Origin of the sequence: Vibrio sp. D431a, assembly GCF_030248655.1 — a bacterium.
Classification (GTDB): Bacteria; Pseudomonadota; Gammaproteobacteria; order Enterobacterales; family Vibrionaceae; genus Vibrio; species Vibrio alginolyticus.
Map to the genome: position 1 here is coordinate 134,690 of NZ_JAHGAP010000009.1, position 15,044 is coordinate 149,733.

Here is a 15,044-nt window from a genome sequence, read left to right on the forward strand (position 1 = left end):
TGAACCCTCTGGATTACTTGAACTGTTTTAGGAAACGAAGATCGTTCTCGAAGAACGCACGTAGGTCGTTCACGCCGTAACGAAGCATTGTTAGACGCTCAACACCCATACCGAATGCGAAACCAGAGTATTTTTCAGGATCGATACCTACGCTACGTAGCACGTTCGGGTGAACCATACCGCAGCCTAGTACTTCTAACCATTTACCGTTTTTGCCTTTCACGTCTACTTCAGCTGAAGGCTCAGTGAATGGGAAGTAAGATGGACGGAAACGTACTTCTACTTCTTCTTCGAAGAAGTTACATAGGAAATCGTGCAGGATGCCTTTCAGCTGAGCAAAGTTTACGTTCTCATCAACCAGCATACCTTCCACTTGGTGGAACATTGGCGTGTGCGTTTGGTCGTAGTCGTTACGGTATACACGGCCTGGTGCGATGAAACGGAATGGTGGTTTACCATTTTCCATCGTACGGATCTGTACGCCTGACGTATGAGTACGAAGCATCAAGTCTGGGTTGAAGAAGAAAGTATCGTGGTCAGTACGCGCTGGGTGATCAGCTGCGATGTTTAGCGCATCGAAGTTGTGGAATGCATCTTCGATCTCTGGGCCTGCCTCGGTGTTAAAACCAAGTTCGCCAAAGAACTTCTCAATACGCTCTACAGTACGAGTTACTGGGTGTAAACCACCGTTTTCAATACGACGACCTGGTAGTGTTACGTCGATTGTTTCTGCTGCTAGTTTCGCTTCAAGCTCAGCACGTTGTAGTGCATCTTTACGAGCTGCGATAGCTTGCTGAACTACGCCTTTCGCTTTGTTGATCTCTTGACCAGCTTCACGGCGTTCTTCTGGTGGTAGTTTGCCTAGGCTTTGAAGTTGAGCAGTTAGCTCACCTTTTTTACCCAGATACTGAACACGCACTTCATCAAGTGCGACTAGCGATTCGGCAGCTTCAATTGCAGTGCTCGCGCTAGCAATGATCTCTTCTAGATGTTGCATCGTTTCCTCATCTACCTGTAGGTAGTGTCCATAAGGGAGTGATTGGTTTTTTGATAGCTGTACATAGTAGCCAAACCGGGCACCAATGCCAAATTGAATTACGAAAAGAAGAGGTTATTGAATAAAAAGAGCACAAAAACGTCAAAAATGTCATCTTTAGTTAATCTGCCGTTTAGTTGTGCCCTTTTGTTTTAGAAATAGTATTGAATAGATAGCTCGATAAAATCGTCATCTCTAGCGAAGTAGAGCAAATCATTTGGTGTTTCATTTTTAAACAACCAAGCATCAATTTGCCACTTAACGTGATTCGATATTCGGCTCGATGCTTCTAACTTAGCATTGTAAACATCATCGTTATCTAAATCCTTCGTAATTCCCGTCAATACTTCCGTTCCGTCCTCATCATTGAGCGCCCAACGAATACCTGCAAACACATCATTTTGACCGATAGTTTGTGCGTTGTTCCCACGACTGTCATAGAGGTACTCACCAATAACCCCCACATCCCAAACCGTGTCAAATGCACCGACGAAGGTATACTCAAAGCCCGTCACAAGACCGACATGATTATCAGCACTATCTCGATAAATACTTTCCAGTTTCCATAACCAATCGCCAACGATTCCTTGCACATCCAGACCGACATGATTCATCAGAGCGTAGTAAGGCTTTAATTCTCCGTACTCAAAACGAAAGTAAGGATCCCGGTTTGTTCCATATAAATAGCTCAGGCCTACGTCCCAATCGCCAAGCATTTTCGAATATCGAAAAGCCACATCTACGTGCTTCTCTTCTCTGCTTGATTCATAGATAGCATCATCAGAGACAACGGGGTCGGTTCGCAAGCGGCCATCTGTACCCGCAAACGTTCGTTCCCTAAAGTAAGGTAACAACATTGCGTGGACGGTACCCCAGTCTTTGAAAGAGGTAAAATGTAACATCGGCTGACCGAGTTTATCTTCACCATCGACGGCTTCAATGGCATCTGTTTGGTTTACTACATCAACTAAATGGGCTGATTCAGTCACTCCCCAAAAGACCTTACTAATCCCAACTCGAAGCTCATAATCATCCCAATAAGTCAGATAAAGTGCCTCTCGCATGTCGCCATGACTTCGCTCATCGTCTAGACCATCCAGACGATAGAAAGGTGTGAAAGTAAAGTTTGCATCACCATTTTGCATCTCCCAGTAAAATTCTGGCTGCAAAACCAATGACGTTTGCGCTTTGCTCTGACCCTGAGAGCCCGTTTTAAAAAACTGACGATGCTCAATATTGACTTGTCCTGCGAGCTCGACGGCAGTCAGAGGCATTGAGTAAAAAAAGGCTGCTGCACTAAGCAACAACCCAACATTTAATCGCTTCATTTTTCCTCCACTACCTCACTCGCTTCAACACATTCTTATGAAAGTCATTGTCTTGTAATCCAGTGTTAAAACGCATTTCGCTAGTCGTTAGCTCAGTACTTTTTCCTGTTTGATGGTTTGTCATCGCCATAGTGTGCGCTCGCCAATATTGGTTGAGATATTGCTTGTAATCGGAAAAAGAAAGCGTTTTTAACAAAGAGCCTTTGCGGTCGTAAAACTCAACTTTAAGTGGACGATAATGCGCTTTATCTAACCATACCGTTTGCTTGGTATAACCTGAGTTCTTATCGGTCGGAATTTGCTCTACGACGAAAACATCTTGCCCGTTTATGCTGTCATCTTTTAGGTAGTTGAAACGGTATTTTTCAATCTCAAAGGAACTGAGATCCTCATACGCGAATTCACTGCCCATAAAAGGACCTGATTTGTTACGCGAGGAAATACGTTTCACACGTTTCAGTGCAGGAAGGTAAAGCCATTGGTCATCGGCACCCACCGTATGAGAATGGTTGAGAAACGCCGTGCCTTTTACATCTCTCGGTTCATCAAATATCGTGAGCCCTTTGTCACCATCGCCATCAACTTCAAGTGATTGTAAGCGCATTAAACGTGTGCTGCTTTCTCCTTGCGCGTTTCGCAGAATCATTTGCATCGTAGCAACAGAATCCCCCCACCCTTCATCACGGGCTTTGCGCTCTTGAGCAATCTCTAATCCTTTCGCTTCATCCGCTAACACCGCATGACTCATAAAAAGCGAGACAGAAAGTGCAGATACTTTTAAGGCATTTTTTAGTAAATTCATGTTCAATCCTTTGATTCGTTATGACTGAGTAACAGCCGTGGTTTGAGAGTCAGTTGATTTAAGCTTGTTTCGGCGGTCCACCTCGTCGTAGACGCCTTTGTCAAACAACATCAGTAGAGTCGGTAGAAAGATGAAATCCACAACAAGGGCAATAAAGATGACAATGGCACTCAACTGTCCCATATCGGCATTTAAACGGAAGCTCGACATCGCCAGAACAGAGAAACCAGCAACAAGCACGACCGTCGTAATCCAGAGTGCGCGCCCCACGGTACGAAAGGCGTAGCGAACCGCTTGCTCCGCACTGTGGCCATCTTTACGAGCGTGTTGATATTTAGAAAGAAAGTGAACGGCGTCATCGACAACAACACCAAGCGTTAATGTCACAACGACGGACAATCCCAAGTTAATCTCGCCAGAAACCAGCGCCCAAATACCAAAACCAATAAGCGCAGGAGCAATATTCGGGACAAGACTAATTAAGCCAAGCTTGAACGAACGCAAGGCAAAGATCAGTAATGCAGAGATTAAGACAAGAGTAATGGGCAAGGTTGACAGCATGCTGGCCATATTCGTTTCACCAATATGCGCAAACATCAATGAAGGACTAGACGCAACAACATCATATTGAGGCGCGTTTTCGTTAAACCATTGGTAAATGCGATTTTCCAAATCAACAAGCTCGACGCTGCCCAAGTTCTCCACGGTGAGAACCATCTTGATCGACGACTTATCTACATTGATTTGGTTGTTCAAATCTAAACCATACGGTAGTGACATTTCATAAAGCAGCAGATATTGAGCCGCTAATTCTCTGTCTTGAGGGAGCGAGTAATAAGCCTGATCATCTCCATGCATGTTCTTGTTTAGGCGCTTATAAACATCGCTCAAGGTCGCAACATGGTCCGTTTCTGGCTGCAACCTTAGCCAGTCAGTAAATTTACCCACGGTATTGAGAAAATTAGGATCCGCAATACCCTGCGATTCGTTGGTTTTTATCGCGATACTGATGTTCGCCATGCCACTGATTCGCTCTTCCATAAAATCAGCCGCTCGGCGAAATTCATTGCTATGGCCAAAGTACTCGACGGATTCATCATTGACTTTGTTCAGTGGAATCAAGCTCGCACTCGCGACAATAACAAGCACCGACAACGGCAATAAAGCATGTCGCTTTGACACCACGAAATCTCCTAAATGATCCATAAAGTGCTTTCTTTCATCAGAAGTATCCGACTTCACCGTAACCGGAAGGATATTAAGCAAGGCGGGAAGTAACGTGATGGAAAGGAAACAAGCAACCATGACGCCAAGGGCTGATAGGTTGCCGAAATCTCTCAGGATTGGAGAATCCGACATATTCATCATTAAAAAGCCGATCGCGGTGGTAATGGAGGTAATCAAGATAGGCATGAAATTGAGCGCAATACTTCGCTCAATAGAGTGGGCTTTACTAAAGCCGTTTTGCATAGACTGACGCATTGTCGCGATGATGTGTACACAGTCTGCGACGGCAAGCGTCATCACCAAGGTAGGCACATTAACGGTCGCCGTGCTTAAGAACATACCAGCCCATCCTGACAAGCCCATTGTAACCATAACCGAGCCGATAATAACGATGAGCGTCGCGATGACGCTAAGCAATGAGCGCAACATGATGGTCAGAAACACCAATATCACTAGTAACATAGTTGGCACTAATGTTGCGCTATCATCTTGGGCTGCGATCATAAACGCGTAGTTCATTGCAATAATACCAGCCTTGTGGAATTCCGTGTCTGGGTACACTTGCTGATAACGCTCAATCATTCCGTTTATGTAAGCAACCACCTCTTGTACTTCAGCAGTTTTATCTATTTCAGGGAGTTGGACCGTAATGTTTACGACCGTGACATCTCCTTTTTCAGAAATCAGTGAACTTTTCAAAACCGGCTCACTCAACGCAATACTTTTGACTTTCTCTATTCGTTGAGGTGTCAATTCATATTCGCTATACAGTAAATCTTCGACAAGAAGATCATCTTCAAACGCTTCGGTATGCTGGTAGTTGGCGAGGGAATCAACGCGGGTGGAGAATGGAACTTGCCACGCCTCGTCAGTGATCTGCTGAATAAGAGATAATGTGCTAGGAGTAAAAACAGTGCCGCTCTTTGGCGCTATAACCAAAGCAAGACTGTCAGATTTTGCAAAGGTGGTTTGAATTTCATCAAACGCAAGTAACTGCTCATTTGTTCCATCAAAGAAGATGTCGTAATCTCCTCTAAAGTAAAGATTTTTTCCTCCAATAGTTGCTATGACAATCAATAAAACGGTAGCAAGCATCACCAATACACTGTAATTCGTTGGTAGCTTACCCCACCCTGAACGGGCGTATTGTTGAACGTTGTGATGTGGCATCACACTCTCCTTTTGTGACGTTTCGTCAAATTTAAAAACTAAAAAAACAGCAAATGCTGTAAATAACCAGACAAACTCGACATGCAAACTTTAGATCGAATGAATTTGGCTACATAAGTTAGTTTTTAGTAACTTCCTATGCTTCTCGTGATCATTGGCTGAACGCCAACCTTCGAGATTTAATGACGATTCGTCACAATAGTGCGATAAAAAGCCAACCATAACGTCAGATTGGCCTTTCCAGTTTATTAGCGATTCACTGACTCTAAATAAGCAAGCTCTTCACTAAATAACTCCTGCTCCACTCGACGCCAGGTTTTACGGTAGTCCCATTCTGTAGATAAAGGCGACCAACCTAAACCATCAAGTAACATATTCGCGTTGTGCAGTACTGAGAATGGGTCTTGAATTCGCTGAATACATCGACTGTTCGATGCATTTTGCGCCAAAGCGTTTGAACCGAATGCAATAGACCAGTTGGCGAATACAATAGCATCAGAACCAATTGCGGGAGAAAACTTAAGATCACCACATTCTACCGCATTGTTCACCAGCGCATCAGCACCATCTATTACTTGTTCTTCCAAGTTATTCAGTTCATTCACACGTTTAGGCGAAGCCTTCTCTAGAACCCAAGGCGTCTTTGCAACAATCGCACAGGTTGATAGTACTGGCTCCATACGAGCGTAAATACGATAACCTACATGCATCGCAATGATTTTTTCTCTGGTATTGCCATTAAATTTGGCGGTACGTTCGAAAAATATTGCTTCGCTTTTCAGCGAATGAATACAAAGCGCAAGAATCACATCTTCTTTGCTGCAAAAATGATTGTAGATCGTCCCTTTAGAATAAGGGCTTGACGCTGTAAGCTTGTCCATCGTTAAGTTGGCAAAGCCTTGCTCTTGAACTAGAGACTTAGCCAATTGAATAAGCTCTATCTCACGATCAGCAATCGCCTGTTGCTTTTTTGTTAGCCCTGAAGACACACGACATCCGTCTTGCTTGCTATATTTTTTACAGCGAAAGTTAAACATAATCCTTTGATCCGTATACCAACACACTCCCAATAATTGTAACACGATTCTTTAATACAGGAACGCAACTAAAGTTGACGAACCGTCACAAATGACACTTCGTCATAATAGATCAAAAAACAAACATTTCAAGTATGAATTTATAATTAGAAGATAAATAGCCACCAATTATGCATACCCAAGTAGCTACAGGATGCTTGGTTCAACGAGAATGGTTTCTTTGTAGAGTAAGCGAGAGAGGCTTTGGGAGGAACAACGAAGGAAATCAGCATGTTAAAAATAACGAAAGTAGATGCTGAACAGGTATTATTCGAAATAAGCCCAAAACACTTTAAGTCTGAATTAAGAGCAAACACCGCTGAATGCCCTACTTACAAAGTATTTGCTGTCTTAGGCTTTTTCTTTTGCAACGCCCTTTCAGAAACTCTCTTCAAAAAAGGCTCAAAATCTATATAGATAGGCTTGGCTTATCACCTGCAGATGCGATGGCATAACGAATATCATCAATAAATCGCCCCTCTGTCTCAATAATGCCGTCAGAGAATGTGACTGGCTGATGTGGCCCAGCAAGTAGAACAATATTAGTAAAATCAGAGACATTAAAGTTCTCTGCTACAACATTTTTGGAATGAAAATCGATGACGGTCTTTGCGACTTGATCTTCCAGTAACAAAAGCTGTTCTTCGGTAATTTTCATACGCGCCAAAGCAACGCGAACACACTTATCGTGGGTAGTCGTCTGCTCTTTTATGATTTCGGTATATTTGTCGTTGAGCTTGGAGTTCTCTGCATAGCTATAATATAAAGGTCCGTGCAGCGTTATATTTTTATCTTCATCAACGTAAACGAGATCCAACAACTCTAATGCTTTTAAGTAATCGGACATGCTCTGCTCAGACAAGTCATACTTTTTCTTTAAAATAGAATAGCCGTCTTTACCTCGTAACATTCTCAATTCACGATAAAAGTCGTAAAGGTGAGGGAATTGAAAGAATACTTCATCCTGTGTGCGACTAAAGTAATCCTCGTCTTCACCTTGCAATTGATTTGCGAGCTTTTGTAGTTCATCTAACGTGCAATCAACCGCTCTACAATATTCCAGCAACTTATCTAAAGCGAGATTCGTGCTTGTAAGATGTCTCTTAAAGGTAGATAGTGGCATACCCATTTTCTCAGATAGCTCTCGATATGTTAGCCCTTTTGTTTTAATCGCTTGGCGTAATGCGGCTAGCAAGTATTCGGGAGTCAGATCTCTCATCTACAATTCCTTTTGGCAATGTTACAGCTGTATAGTATTTGTAACAATTTAGAACCGCTTGGCAAGGTATAAGTTCATATTTTTATAAGAAAAACATGAATTAATATACCGAAAAGAGAATTCACACAACAAATGAAAAATTCAATATGAATTCAATTTCATTATAGATATAAAATAATATGCAAAATAAAAGTGAAGCAATTACTCTAAATCATCGTGATTAATTTTAATAGTAACGTAAAGTTGAGAATATAAACCTATTCTCTCTACAAAAATCTAGAATAATTAACCTAAAAGGAACAGAACGGTAAATGCATAATAATTCACCGCTCTCTATTAGCATTTTTGCAATGCTATTCAAGTAGACTAGTCCGCTAGTTTCACTGCAGTACCAAATGCCAAAATTTCCGAAGAACCATCTACGATTGAGCTTGTGGTAAATCGAATCCCTACTATTGCATCGGCACCTTTAGATTCAGCGTCCGCCACCATGCGCTGTATAGCAATATCACGCGCGTCGGTCATCATTTCCGTGTAACCACGAATTTCGCCGCCAACAATGCTCTTGATACCCGCCATGAGGTCACGGCCAATATGCTTTGATTGAACAACATTACCAGTTACAACCCCTCTGATTTCAGAGATCTGCTTGCCAGGAATGCTTTCGGTCGTTGTGTAGATCATTTTTAATCCCTTATAAACGTAAAAATTTATACCCAAGCTACCTTATAACTAACATAAGATGCTAACCAATAAATTGAGAAGACTGATAAACAATACTCTAAATAGCCAAGCTAAAAGTCATTTGGGTATAAATTTTAGCAATAAAAAAGGAGAGCTAATGCTCTCCTTCTCTTAATCCTAAACTGCTAATTAAAGAGCAGCTTTCGCTTTTTCAACTAGAACTGCAAATGCAGCTTTGTCGAATACTGCGATGTCCGCAAGGATCTTACGGTCGATCTCGATAGATGCTTTCTTCAGACCGTTGATGAAACGGCTGTAAGATAGACCATTTTGACGAGATGCCGCATTGATACGTGCAATCCATAGTTGACGGAATTGACGTTTCTTAGCGCGACGGTCACGGTAAGCGTATTGACCAGCTTTAGTAACTGCTTGGAAAGCTACGCGGTAAACACGTGAACGCGCACCGTAGTAACCTTTAGCTTGTTTTAGAACTTTCTTATGACGTGCACGAGCTTGTACACCACGTTTTACGCGAGGCATTATGCTTCTCCTAAACTAAACGATTGATAACTAAAAAGAATTAAGCGTATGGCAACATACGGATTACTGCAGCCACTTCACATTTTGGAAGGATTGCATTCGGACGTAGTTGACGCTTGTTCTTAGTAGTACGCTTAGTCAGGATGTGACGTTTTGTAGCGTGCTTGTACTTAATACCACCAGCAGTTTTCTTAAAACGCTTAGCAGCACCTTTGTTGGTTTTCATCTTAGGCATGATGAATAACTCCGCATTGAGTAGGTTTAATAAACAACGTAATTAGGGCGAACAAAACCCAGCCATATGCCTTTATATAAAGGAAAGCGGCTAGGTTTTAATTACTTGATGAGCCGTTAATTACTTCTTTTTAGGGGCTAGCACCATGATCATCTGGCGACCTTCAATCTTCTTAGGGAAAGATTCAACTACAGCAATTTCTGCAGTATCTTCCTTAAGACGATTTAGAACGTCAACACCGATGTCTTGGTGTGCCATCTCTCGGCCACGGAAGCGAATTGTTACTTTCACTTTGTTGCCTTCTTCAAGGAAACGCGTCAGGTTGCGTAGTTTTACCTGATAGTCTCCAATATCAGTTCCAGGACGGAATTTTACTTCCTTGATCTGGACCTGCTTTTGCTTCTTCTTCTGCTCTTTAGCAGTTTTGCTCTTCTCGAAGAGGAACTTACCATAGTCCATCACACGACAAACAGGTGGCTCGGCGTTAGGACTGATCTCAACGAGATCCATACCAGCTTCTTCAGCAGCTGCAATGGCTTCTTGAATCGATACAACACCAACTGATTCACCGTCAGCGCCTGTTAGTCGAACTTCACGAATACCACGAATTTCACCGTTGATACGGTGCGGGTTTTGTTTTACCGGCTGTTGGCCACGTCTTCCGCCTTTAATAGCTTATTCCTCCAGATTGAGCTTACGGCTAGAGATCTCGTCTTGGATGTATGCAATAAAATCATCCACTTTAAATTTACCAAGATCTTTACCTTTACGAGTACGCACTGCAATTTCGCCAGCTTCCATTTCTTGGTCACCAACAACAAGCATATACGGTACACGCTTCAAAGTATGTTCGCGGATTTTAAAGCCAATCTTCTCATTTCTCAAGTCCGCTTTAGCTCTAATTCCACTTTTTTGTAGTTTTTGTACTATTTCTTGAACATAACCTGACTGTTTATCAGTAATGTTCATAAGAACTGCTTGTTCTGGCGCCAACCAAGTTGGGAAGAAACCAGCATATTCTTCGATAAGGATACCGATGAAGCGCTCTAGTGAACCTAGAATCGCACGGTGAATCATTACCGGTACAAGACGTTCATTGTTTTCACCTACATAAGTTGCACCTAAGCGACCTGGTAGGTTGAAGTCTAGCTGGACAGTACCACACTGCCACGCACGGTCTAGACAATCGTATAGTGTGAATTCAATCTTAGGACCGTAGAACGCACCCTCGCCTTCTTGAATTTCGTATGGGATATCCATCGATTCAAGAGACTGCTTCAATGCTTCTTCAGATTGATCCCAGATTTCATCTGAACCTACACGTTTCTCTGGACGAGTAGACAGTTTCACTACGATGTTGTCGAAACCAAATGTTTGGTACGTATCGTACACCATCTTGATACAGTTTGTTACTTCTTCTTGAATTTGGCTCTCAGTACAGAAAATGTGAGCGTCATCCTGAGTAAAGCCACGTACACGCATAATACCGTGTAGTGCACCAGATGGTTCGTTACGGTGACATGAGCCAAACTCAGCCATACGTAGCGGTAGGTCGCGGTACGATTTTAGACCTTGGTTGAAGATCTGTACGTGACCTGGACAGTTCATTGGCTTAATCGCGTATTCACGGTTCTCAGAAGAAGTTGTGAACATTGCATCAGCGTATTTATCCCAGTGACCTGAGCGTTCCCAAAGAACACGGTCCATCATTAGCGGACCTTTTACTTCTTGGTAACCGTACTCATCTAGCTTAGCGCGAATGAATACTTCTAGATCACGGAAGATAGACCAACCATTGTGATGCCAGAACACCATACCCGGCGCTTCTTGCTGCATGTGGAATAGGTCTAGTTGCTTACCAATCTTACGGTGGTCGCGCTTCGCCGCTTCTTCTAGGCGAGTTAGGTGCGCTTTCAGAGCTTTCTTATCGTGGAATGCTGTACCGTAGATACGTTGAAGCATTTTGTTGTCGCTGTTACCACGCCAGTATGCGCCTGCCACATTTAATAGTGTGAAATGTTGACAGAAGCTCATGTTAGGTACGTGTGGACCACGACACATGTCGATGTATTCTTCATGGTGGTAAAGACCTGGACGATCATCACGAGATACGTTTTCGTCTAGGATTTCCACTTTGTATGGTTCGCCACGTGATTCAAACGTATCACGCGCTTCCTGCCAGCTTACTTTTTTCTTAACCACTTCGTACTTGGTTTTCGCTAGCTCTTTCATACGCTTTTCAATCTTTTCAAGATCTTCTTGCGTTAGAGATTCGTCTAGGTCGATATCGTAGTAGAAGCCATTGTCGATGGTTGGACCGATCGCCATTTTAGCTTGAGGGTAAAGCTGCTTAAGAGCGTGACCCAGAAGGTGAGCACAAGAGTGACGAACGATTTCTAGACCGTCTACTTCATCTTTAACTGTGATGATTTCAAGGCTTGCGTCTTCTTCAATTAGATCACACGCATCAACGCGGTTACCGTTTACACGACCAGCGATAGTTGCTTTTGCAAGACCAGGACCGATCGATTGCGCAACTTCCATAGTAGAAACTGGGTTGTCAAATTGACGCTGACTGCCGTCAGGAAGAGTAATAATAGGCATGCTATGTCCTTTACAGTGGTGTTGCACACCAAGCAACACATGTTATTCAAATTAGAAGCTATTTGTTGAAAATAGTTGAGAGTCAATAAAGGCCTCTCGGTAACACGAATACCGGACCGTTATCGAAAATGGGATTGTACCTAGCTCACATTTAGAATGCAAAGCGCGATTTTGTTTTGTCATAAGAACTTAACCGCAGACCCGTCACGACAATCTGATCATGCTTTTAAGGGACCAACGGAATTGCCCCTCAATGAACTTACACAACAAATTACAATATCGCCTATTACGTGTGAACCGATACAAAGCCTAACACGCTGGGCGAGAGCTCAACGTGCGATTTAGGTATATAGTTGTTTTATAGAGTAGTTTGCATGTAGGTATTCATCATGGTCTATTTCAAATCGCGCTTTATGGTGCTTCTAAGCACCTCGATATGTTCTTTGCAAGCCTTCGCATCAAATGACTTGTATGGCCCGCTGCGTTCTTACGCACAATCCCCAATGCAAGTGGTTAGTCACACCAACATACTACGTTCAGGGCACAGTCTGCCCTCTGGTTTTGTCGAAGCCTATGGTTCGGGAACCGTGGCAAGTGTTTGGGCTCATACTGATGAATACGCACTGGATTATTACCACAATCAAATCGAATTAGGCAGCAAATGGCAAGTCAGCAACCGTTGGCAGTGGGAGCTCAACTATCGATGGGTCTTTGCCGCTGACAACCATTTAGATGGACTGACGAAAAGCTTCCATAAACTTTTCGGTATCGGACAAAATGGGCGGGATAAAGTAGACAGAGATCGTTTTTACATTTCAATGCCGCAATATGATGTGCTTGAAGATGATTTCGAAGGACAAACACTGGCCAATAACCTATCTACTTACTTACAGTATCAAGTGTTCCAAAATGAACATCACGGCCTATCGATTGGCGGCAGTTTGTATTTTAACGATGTGGCTCACGGCACTTTTCAAGGTAGCAGTTTCGAGCAAGGCTTCCAATTAAACTACAGCTACTTAAGTGATGCTCATGCATTTTATTCGATGATTGGCATGACTTTTCGCTCGGATGACCGTGCCTTGCTCGATCTGCCCTATCGACATAATACGATTGCCATTGCGGGTGGGTACCGTTATGCCTTAGAAGATAACCATCACCTGATGTTGGAATATCATTGGTATCAAGGCTCAACAGAAGGGCCCACAGAGTTTGCTGATGCCTCTAATGAACTGGTATTGGGCTATCGATATCTAATGGAAAATTCAGCGCTTGAGTTTTTAGCCGTAGAGAACGCAAGAAACATGGATAACAGTACCGATATCGCTTTCACAATAGGATATCGGTACATATTTTCATCAAGTTGATGAGAGCTATAGATTTAGCGTTGGTGTAACTGCGGCAGCGACTTGAGCATCGGTTGCATTGATCGGCAACGTAAACGAGCGATATTGGTCACCAGCCAAGCTGAGCGAACGGTCAATCTCTGCCAAACAATGCATGACCTGCCCTTCCAGAATAAAAGAGAGCTCAATTTCTTTTGATGAGATAAAGCCGCTGTTACGGAACTCTAGCTCTTGATAAATACCAGAGCGAGAGGCAAACGAGCCACCGCGCAAAAAGCCTTTTTCAACATCGGCTTTAACCATAGTGAAGCCAGCTTGCTCGATCGCTTGAATAACCCGAGATGCTACTGGTAGTGGTTTCACTTCAATATAGTCACGGTCACGCGGGTCAATCGCAAAATCAATATCTAACGTCGTCTCGACCCAAACATGACATTGATTCTTAAGTGCGCTAACCGCAGTAATTGGCGTTTCATCATGCAGTTTTAGCTCAAACGGAACCTGCTTTTCTTCATTAGGTTGAATCACAAAAGGGTCAACTGCTTTCAATTGATCAATAGTGAAGGTTTGGTAACTTACGCTATCATCCACTTCGACTTTCATTTCCGTGTTCAATTTAATCGTAATAGCATCAATTTGTTGTTCGACGTCTCCGCCTTTGATATGAACATGCCCTTTCAGCGTCGCTCCTTGAAACACGCTCATTTCGTCCAAAGTGGTATCTACTTTTGCAGAGCCGATCCCCAGTGATGCTTTCAATTTTTTAAACATACTTTTCCTTTTTTAGCGATTTTTCTTCTAATAATCGTTTGTTTACACAATTGTTTTCTGCTGTGCAAGCAATAGACCACAAGAAAATGTTTGAATTCAATCATCAATCCAAATAATACTCAGCAGCAAGAGTCATTCAGCTCTGCAATAGGATTGCTCGGTCACTAAGCGGTACATTCGTCGAGAAATGTTTGCAATTTGTACCTAAATTAAGCAGTATTTGTATAGTCAAATAAAGGAAAATGATTATGTCTGCACCACTCTACATTCAAATTAAACAATTTATCCTGGATAAAATTGAGGCTGGAGAGTGGGTAGTTGGTCATCGCATCGCCACCGAGATTGAGCTTACCGAGCAATTTGGTGTCAGTAGAATGACAGTGAACAAAGCAATTCGGGATTTAGTTAATGAGGGCCGATTACAACGTCGCCCACGCTTAGGCACGTTCGTGTGTGATCCTGGTGAAAAGTCAGAATCTCCCCTGCTAGACATTCGAAACATTGCCGAAGAAGTCAGCGATAGAGGGCGAAAGTATGGCAGTAAAGTGCTCAAACAGATTGCTATAAAAGCAGATGACAACATTGCGACAAAACTCGGCGTTATGTTAGGCACGACAGTGTTTTACAGTGAAATTATTCACTATGAAGACCAAACGCCGATTCAATTGGAGCTCCGCTGGGTGAATAGCCAATATGCCCCGAGTTATTTAAATCAAGACTTCACACAAATCACTCCAAATCAATACCTGTCAGATAATTGCCCACTCAGCGCGATAGAACATACTGTAGAGGCAATTGTGCCTGAAAGCCGTATTAAGCAAGACTTAAAAATGCAAGCCAATGAACCTTGCCTTCTCTTGAATCGCAGAACGTGGAGCCAAGATAAATTAGTCAGTACCGCCCTACTTTATCACCCTGGTAACAAATATAAGCTGAGCTCAAAAGTGCTCATTTAAGGACAAGATTTGTCCTCTAGATCTACGTTTTGATCACATTTTAGCAA

At 42.8% G+C, this 15,044-nt stretch carries 15 protein-coding genes; 3 read left to right on the top strand and 12 right to left on the bottom strand.

Translation table 11 applies throughout. From position 1 onward, the window contains the following. Nucleotides 1–13: 13 nt before the first annotated feature. From pheS to KJB35_RS06910, 5 genes are all read right to left on the bottom strand, one after another. Entirely contained in the window at nucleotides 14–997 is a 984-nt protein-coding gene (pheS, locus tag KJB35_RS06890; protein WP_005385470.1) for a phenylalanine--tRNA ligase subunit alpha, read from the bottom strand. Between the two features lie 191 nt (nucleotides 998–1,188). Beyond that, entirely contained in the window at nucleotides 1,189–2,364 is a 1,176-nt protein-coding gene (locus KJB35_RS06895) for a hypothetical protein (RefSeq protein WP_132936595.1), read from the bottom strand. Between the two features lie 10 nt (nucleotides 2,365–2,374). Then, the gene (locus tag KJB35_RS06900) at nucleotides 2,375–3,166 is read right to left on the bottom strand and encodes an outer membrane lipoprotein-sorting protein (RefSeq protein WP_005385474.1); all 792 of its coding nucleotides are present in this window, start codon (nucleotides 3,164–3,166) and stop codon (nucleotides 2,375–2,377) included. Nucleotides 3,167–3,184: 18 nt separating this feature from the next. Then, nucleotides 3,185–5,563, bottom strand: coding sequence for an RND family transporter (locus KJB35_RS06905; protein WP_285358857.1), 2,379 nt, complete (start codon nucleotides 5,561–5,563; stop codon nucleotides 3,185–3,187). Between the two features lie 248 nt (nucleotides 5,564–5,811). Continuing rightward, nucleotides 5,812–6,600 carry a TetR/AcrR family transcriptional regulator gene (locus KJB35_RS06910; RefSeq protein WP_005377913.1) on the bottom strand — a complete coding sequence of 263 codons (789 nt, stop codon included), beginning with the start codon at nucleotides 6,598–6,600 and terminating at the stop codon, nucleotides 5,812–5,814. A 270-nt stretch (nucleotides 6,601–6,870) separates the two neighbouring features. Between KJB35_RS06910 and KJB35_RS06915 the strand changes: the two genes are divergently transcribed. Continuing rightward, nucleotides 6,871–7,056 carry a hypothetical protein gene (locus tag KJB35_RS06915; protein WP_005377915.1) on the top strand — a complete coding sequence of 62 codons (186 nt, stop codon included), beginning with the start codon at nucleotides 6,871–6,873 and terminating at the stop codon, nucleotides 7,054–7,056. On the opposite strand, the gene KJB35_RS06920 is transcribed toward KJB35_RS06915, so the two are convergent. From KJB35_RS06920 to thrS, 6 genes are all read right to left on the bottom strand, one after another. Further along, entirely contained in the window at nucleotides 7,049–7,858 is an 810-nt protein-coding gene (locus KJB35_RS06920; RefSeq protein ID WP_005377917.1) for a helix-turn-helix domain-containing protein, read from the bottom strand. The two genes, KJB35_RS06915 and KJB35_RS06920, sit on opposite strands and share 8 nt — an antisense overlap. Before the next feature lie 366 nt (nucleotides 7,859–8,224). Continuing rightward, on the bottom strand, nucleotides 8,225–8,542 hold the full coding sequence (locus tag KJB35_RS06925; RefSeq protein ID WP_005377919.1) for a heavy metal-binding domain-containing protein: 318 nt from the start codon (nucleotides 8,540–8,542) through the stop codon (nucleotides 8,225–8,227). Nucleotides 8,543–8,731: 189 nt separating this feature from the next. Then, nucleotides 8,732–9,085 (bottom strand): 50S ribosomal protein L20, encoded by a 354-nt coding sequence (gene rplT, locus KJB35_RS06930; protein WP_004727974.1) that lies wholly within the window; start codon nucleotides 9,083–9,085, stop codon nucleotides 8,732–8,734. A 40-nt stretch (nucleotides 9,086–9,125) separates the two neighbouring features. Continuing rightward, nucleotides 9,126–9,320, bottom strand: coding sequence for a 50S ribosomal protein L35 (gene rpmI, locus KJB35_RS06935; protein ID WP_005377932.1), 195 nt, complete (start codon nucleotides 9,318–9,320; stop codon nucleotides 9,126–9,128). Between the two features lie 120 nt (nucleotides 9,321–9,440). Next, nucleotides 9,441–9,992 (bottom strand): translation initiation factor IF-3, encoded by a 552-nt coding sequence (gene infC, locus KJB35_RS06940; RefSeq protein WP_080276913.1) that lies wholly within the window; start codon nucleotides 9,990–9,992, stop codon nucleotides 9,441–9,443. Nucleotides 9,993–9,995: 3 nt separating this feature from the next. Continuing rightward, nucleotides 9,996–11,924, bottom strand: coding sequence for a threonine--tRNA ligase (thrS, locus tag KJB35_RS06945; RefSeq protein ID WP_005395892.1), 1,929 nt, complete (start codon nucleotides 11,922–11,924; stop codon nucleotides 9,996–9,998). A gap of 389 nt (nucleotides 11,925–12,313) precedes the next feature. On the opposite strand from thrS, the gene KJB35_RS06950 reads away from it, so the two are divergent. After that, complete coding sequence (locus KJB35_RS06950; protein WP_005377942.1) at nucleotides 12,314–13,291, top strand: DUF3187 family protein; 978 nt, start codon at nucleotides 12,314–12,316, stop codon at nucleotides 13,289–13,291. A 6-nt stretch (nucleotides 13,292–13,297) separates the two neighbouring features. Here the strand turns inward: KJB35_RS06950 and KJB35_RS06955 are convergent, their stop codons facing one another. Then, complete coding sequence (locus KJB35_RS06955) at nucleotides 13,298–14,041, bottom strand: sporulation protein (RefSeq protein ID WP_213896030.1); 744 nt, start codon at nucleotides 14,039–14,041, stop codon at nucleotides 13,298–13,300. Nucleotides 14,042–14,289: 248 nt separating this feature from the next. Here KJB35_RS06955 and hutC point away from each other — a divergent pair, with 248 nt between their 5' ends. Further along, nucleotides 14,290–14,997: a histidine utilization repressor gene (hutC, locus tag KJB35_RS06960; protein WP_017634851.1), complete on the top strand. Its 708-nt coding sequence runs from the start codon at nucleotides 14,290–14,292 to the stop codon at nucleotides 14,995–14,997. Nucleotides 14,998–15,044 lie beyond the last annotated feature (47 nt).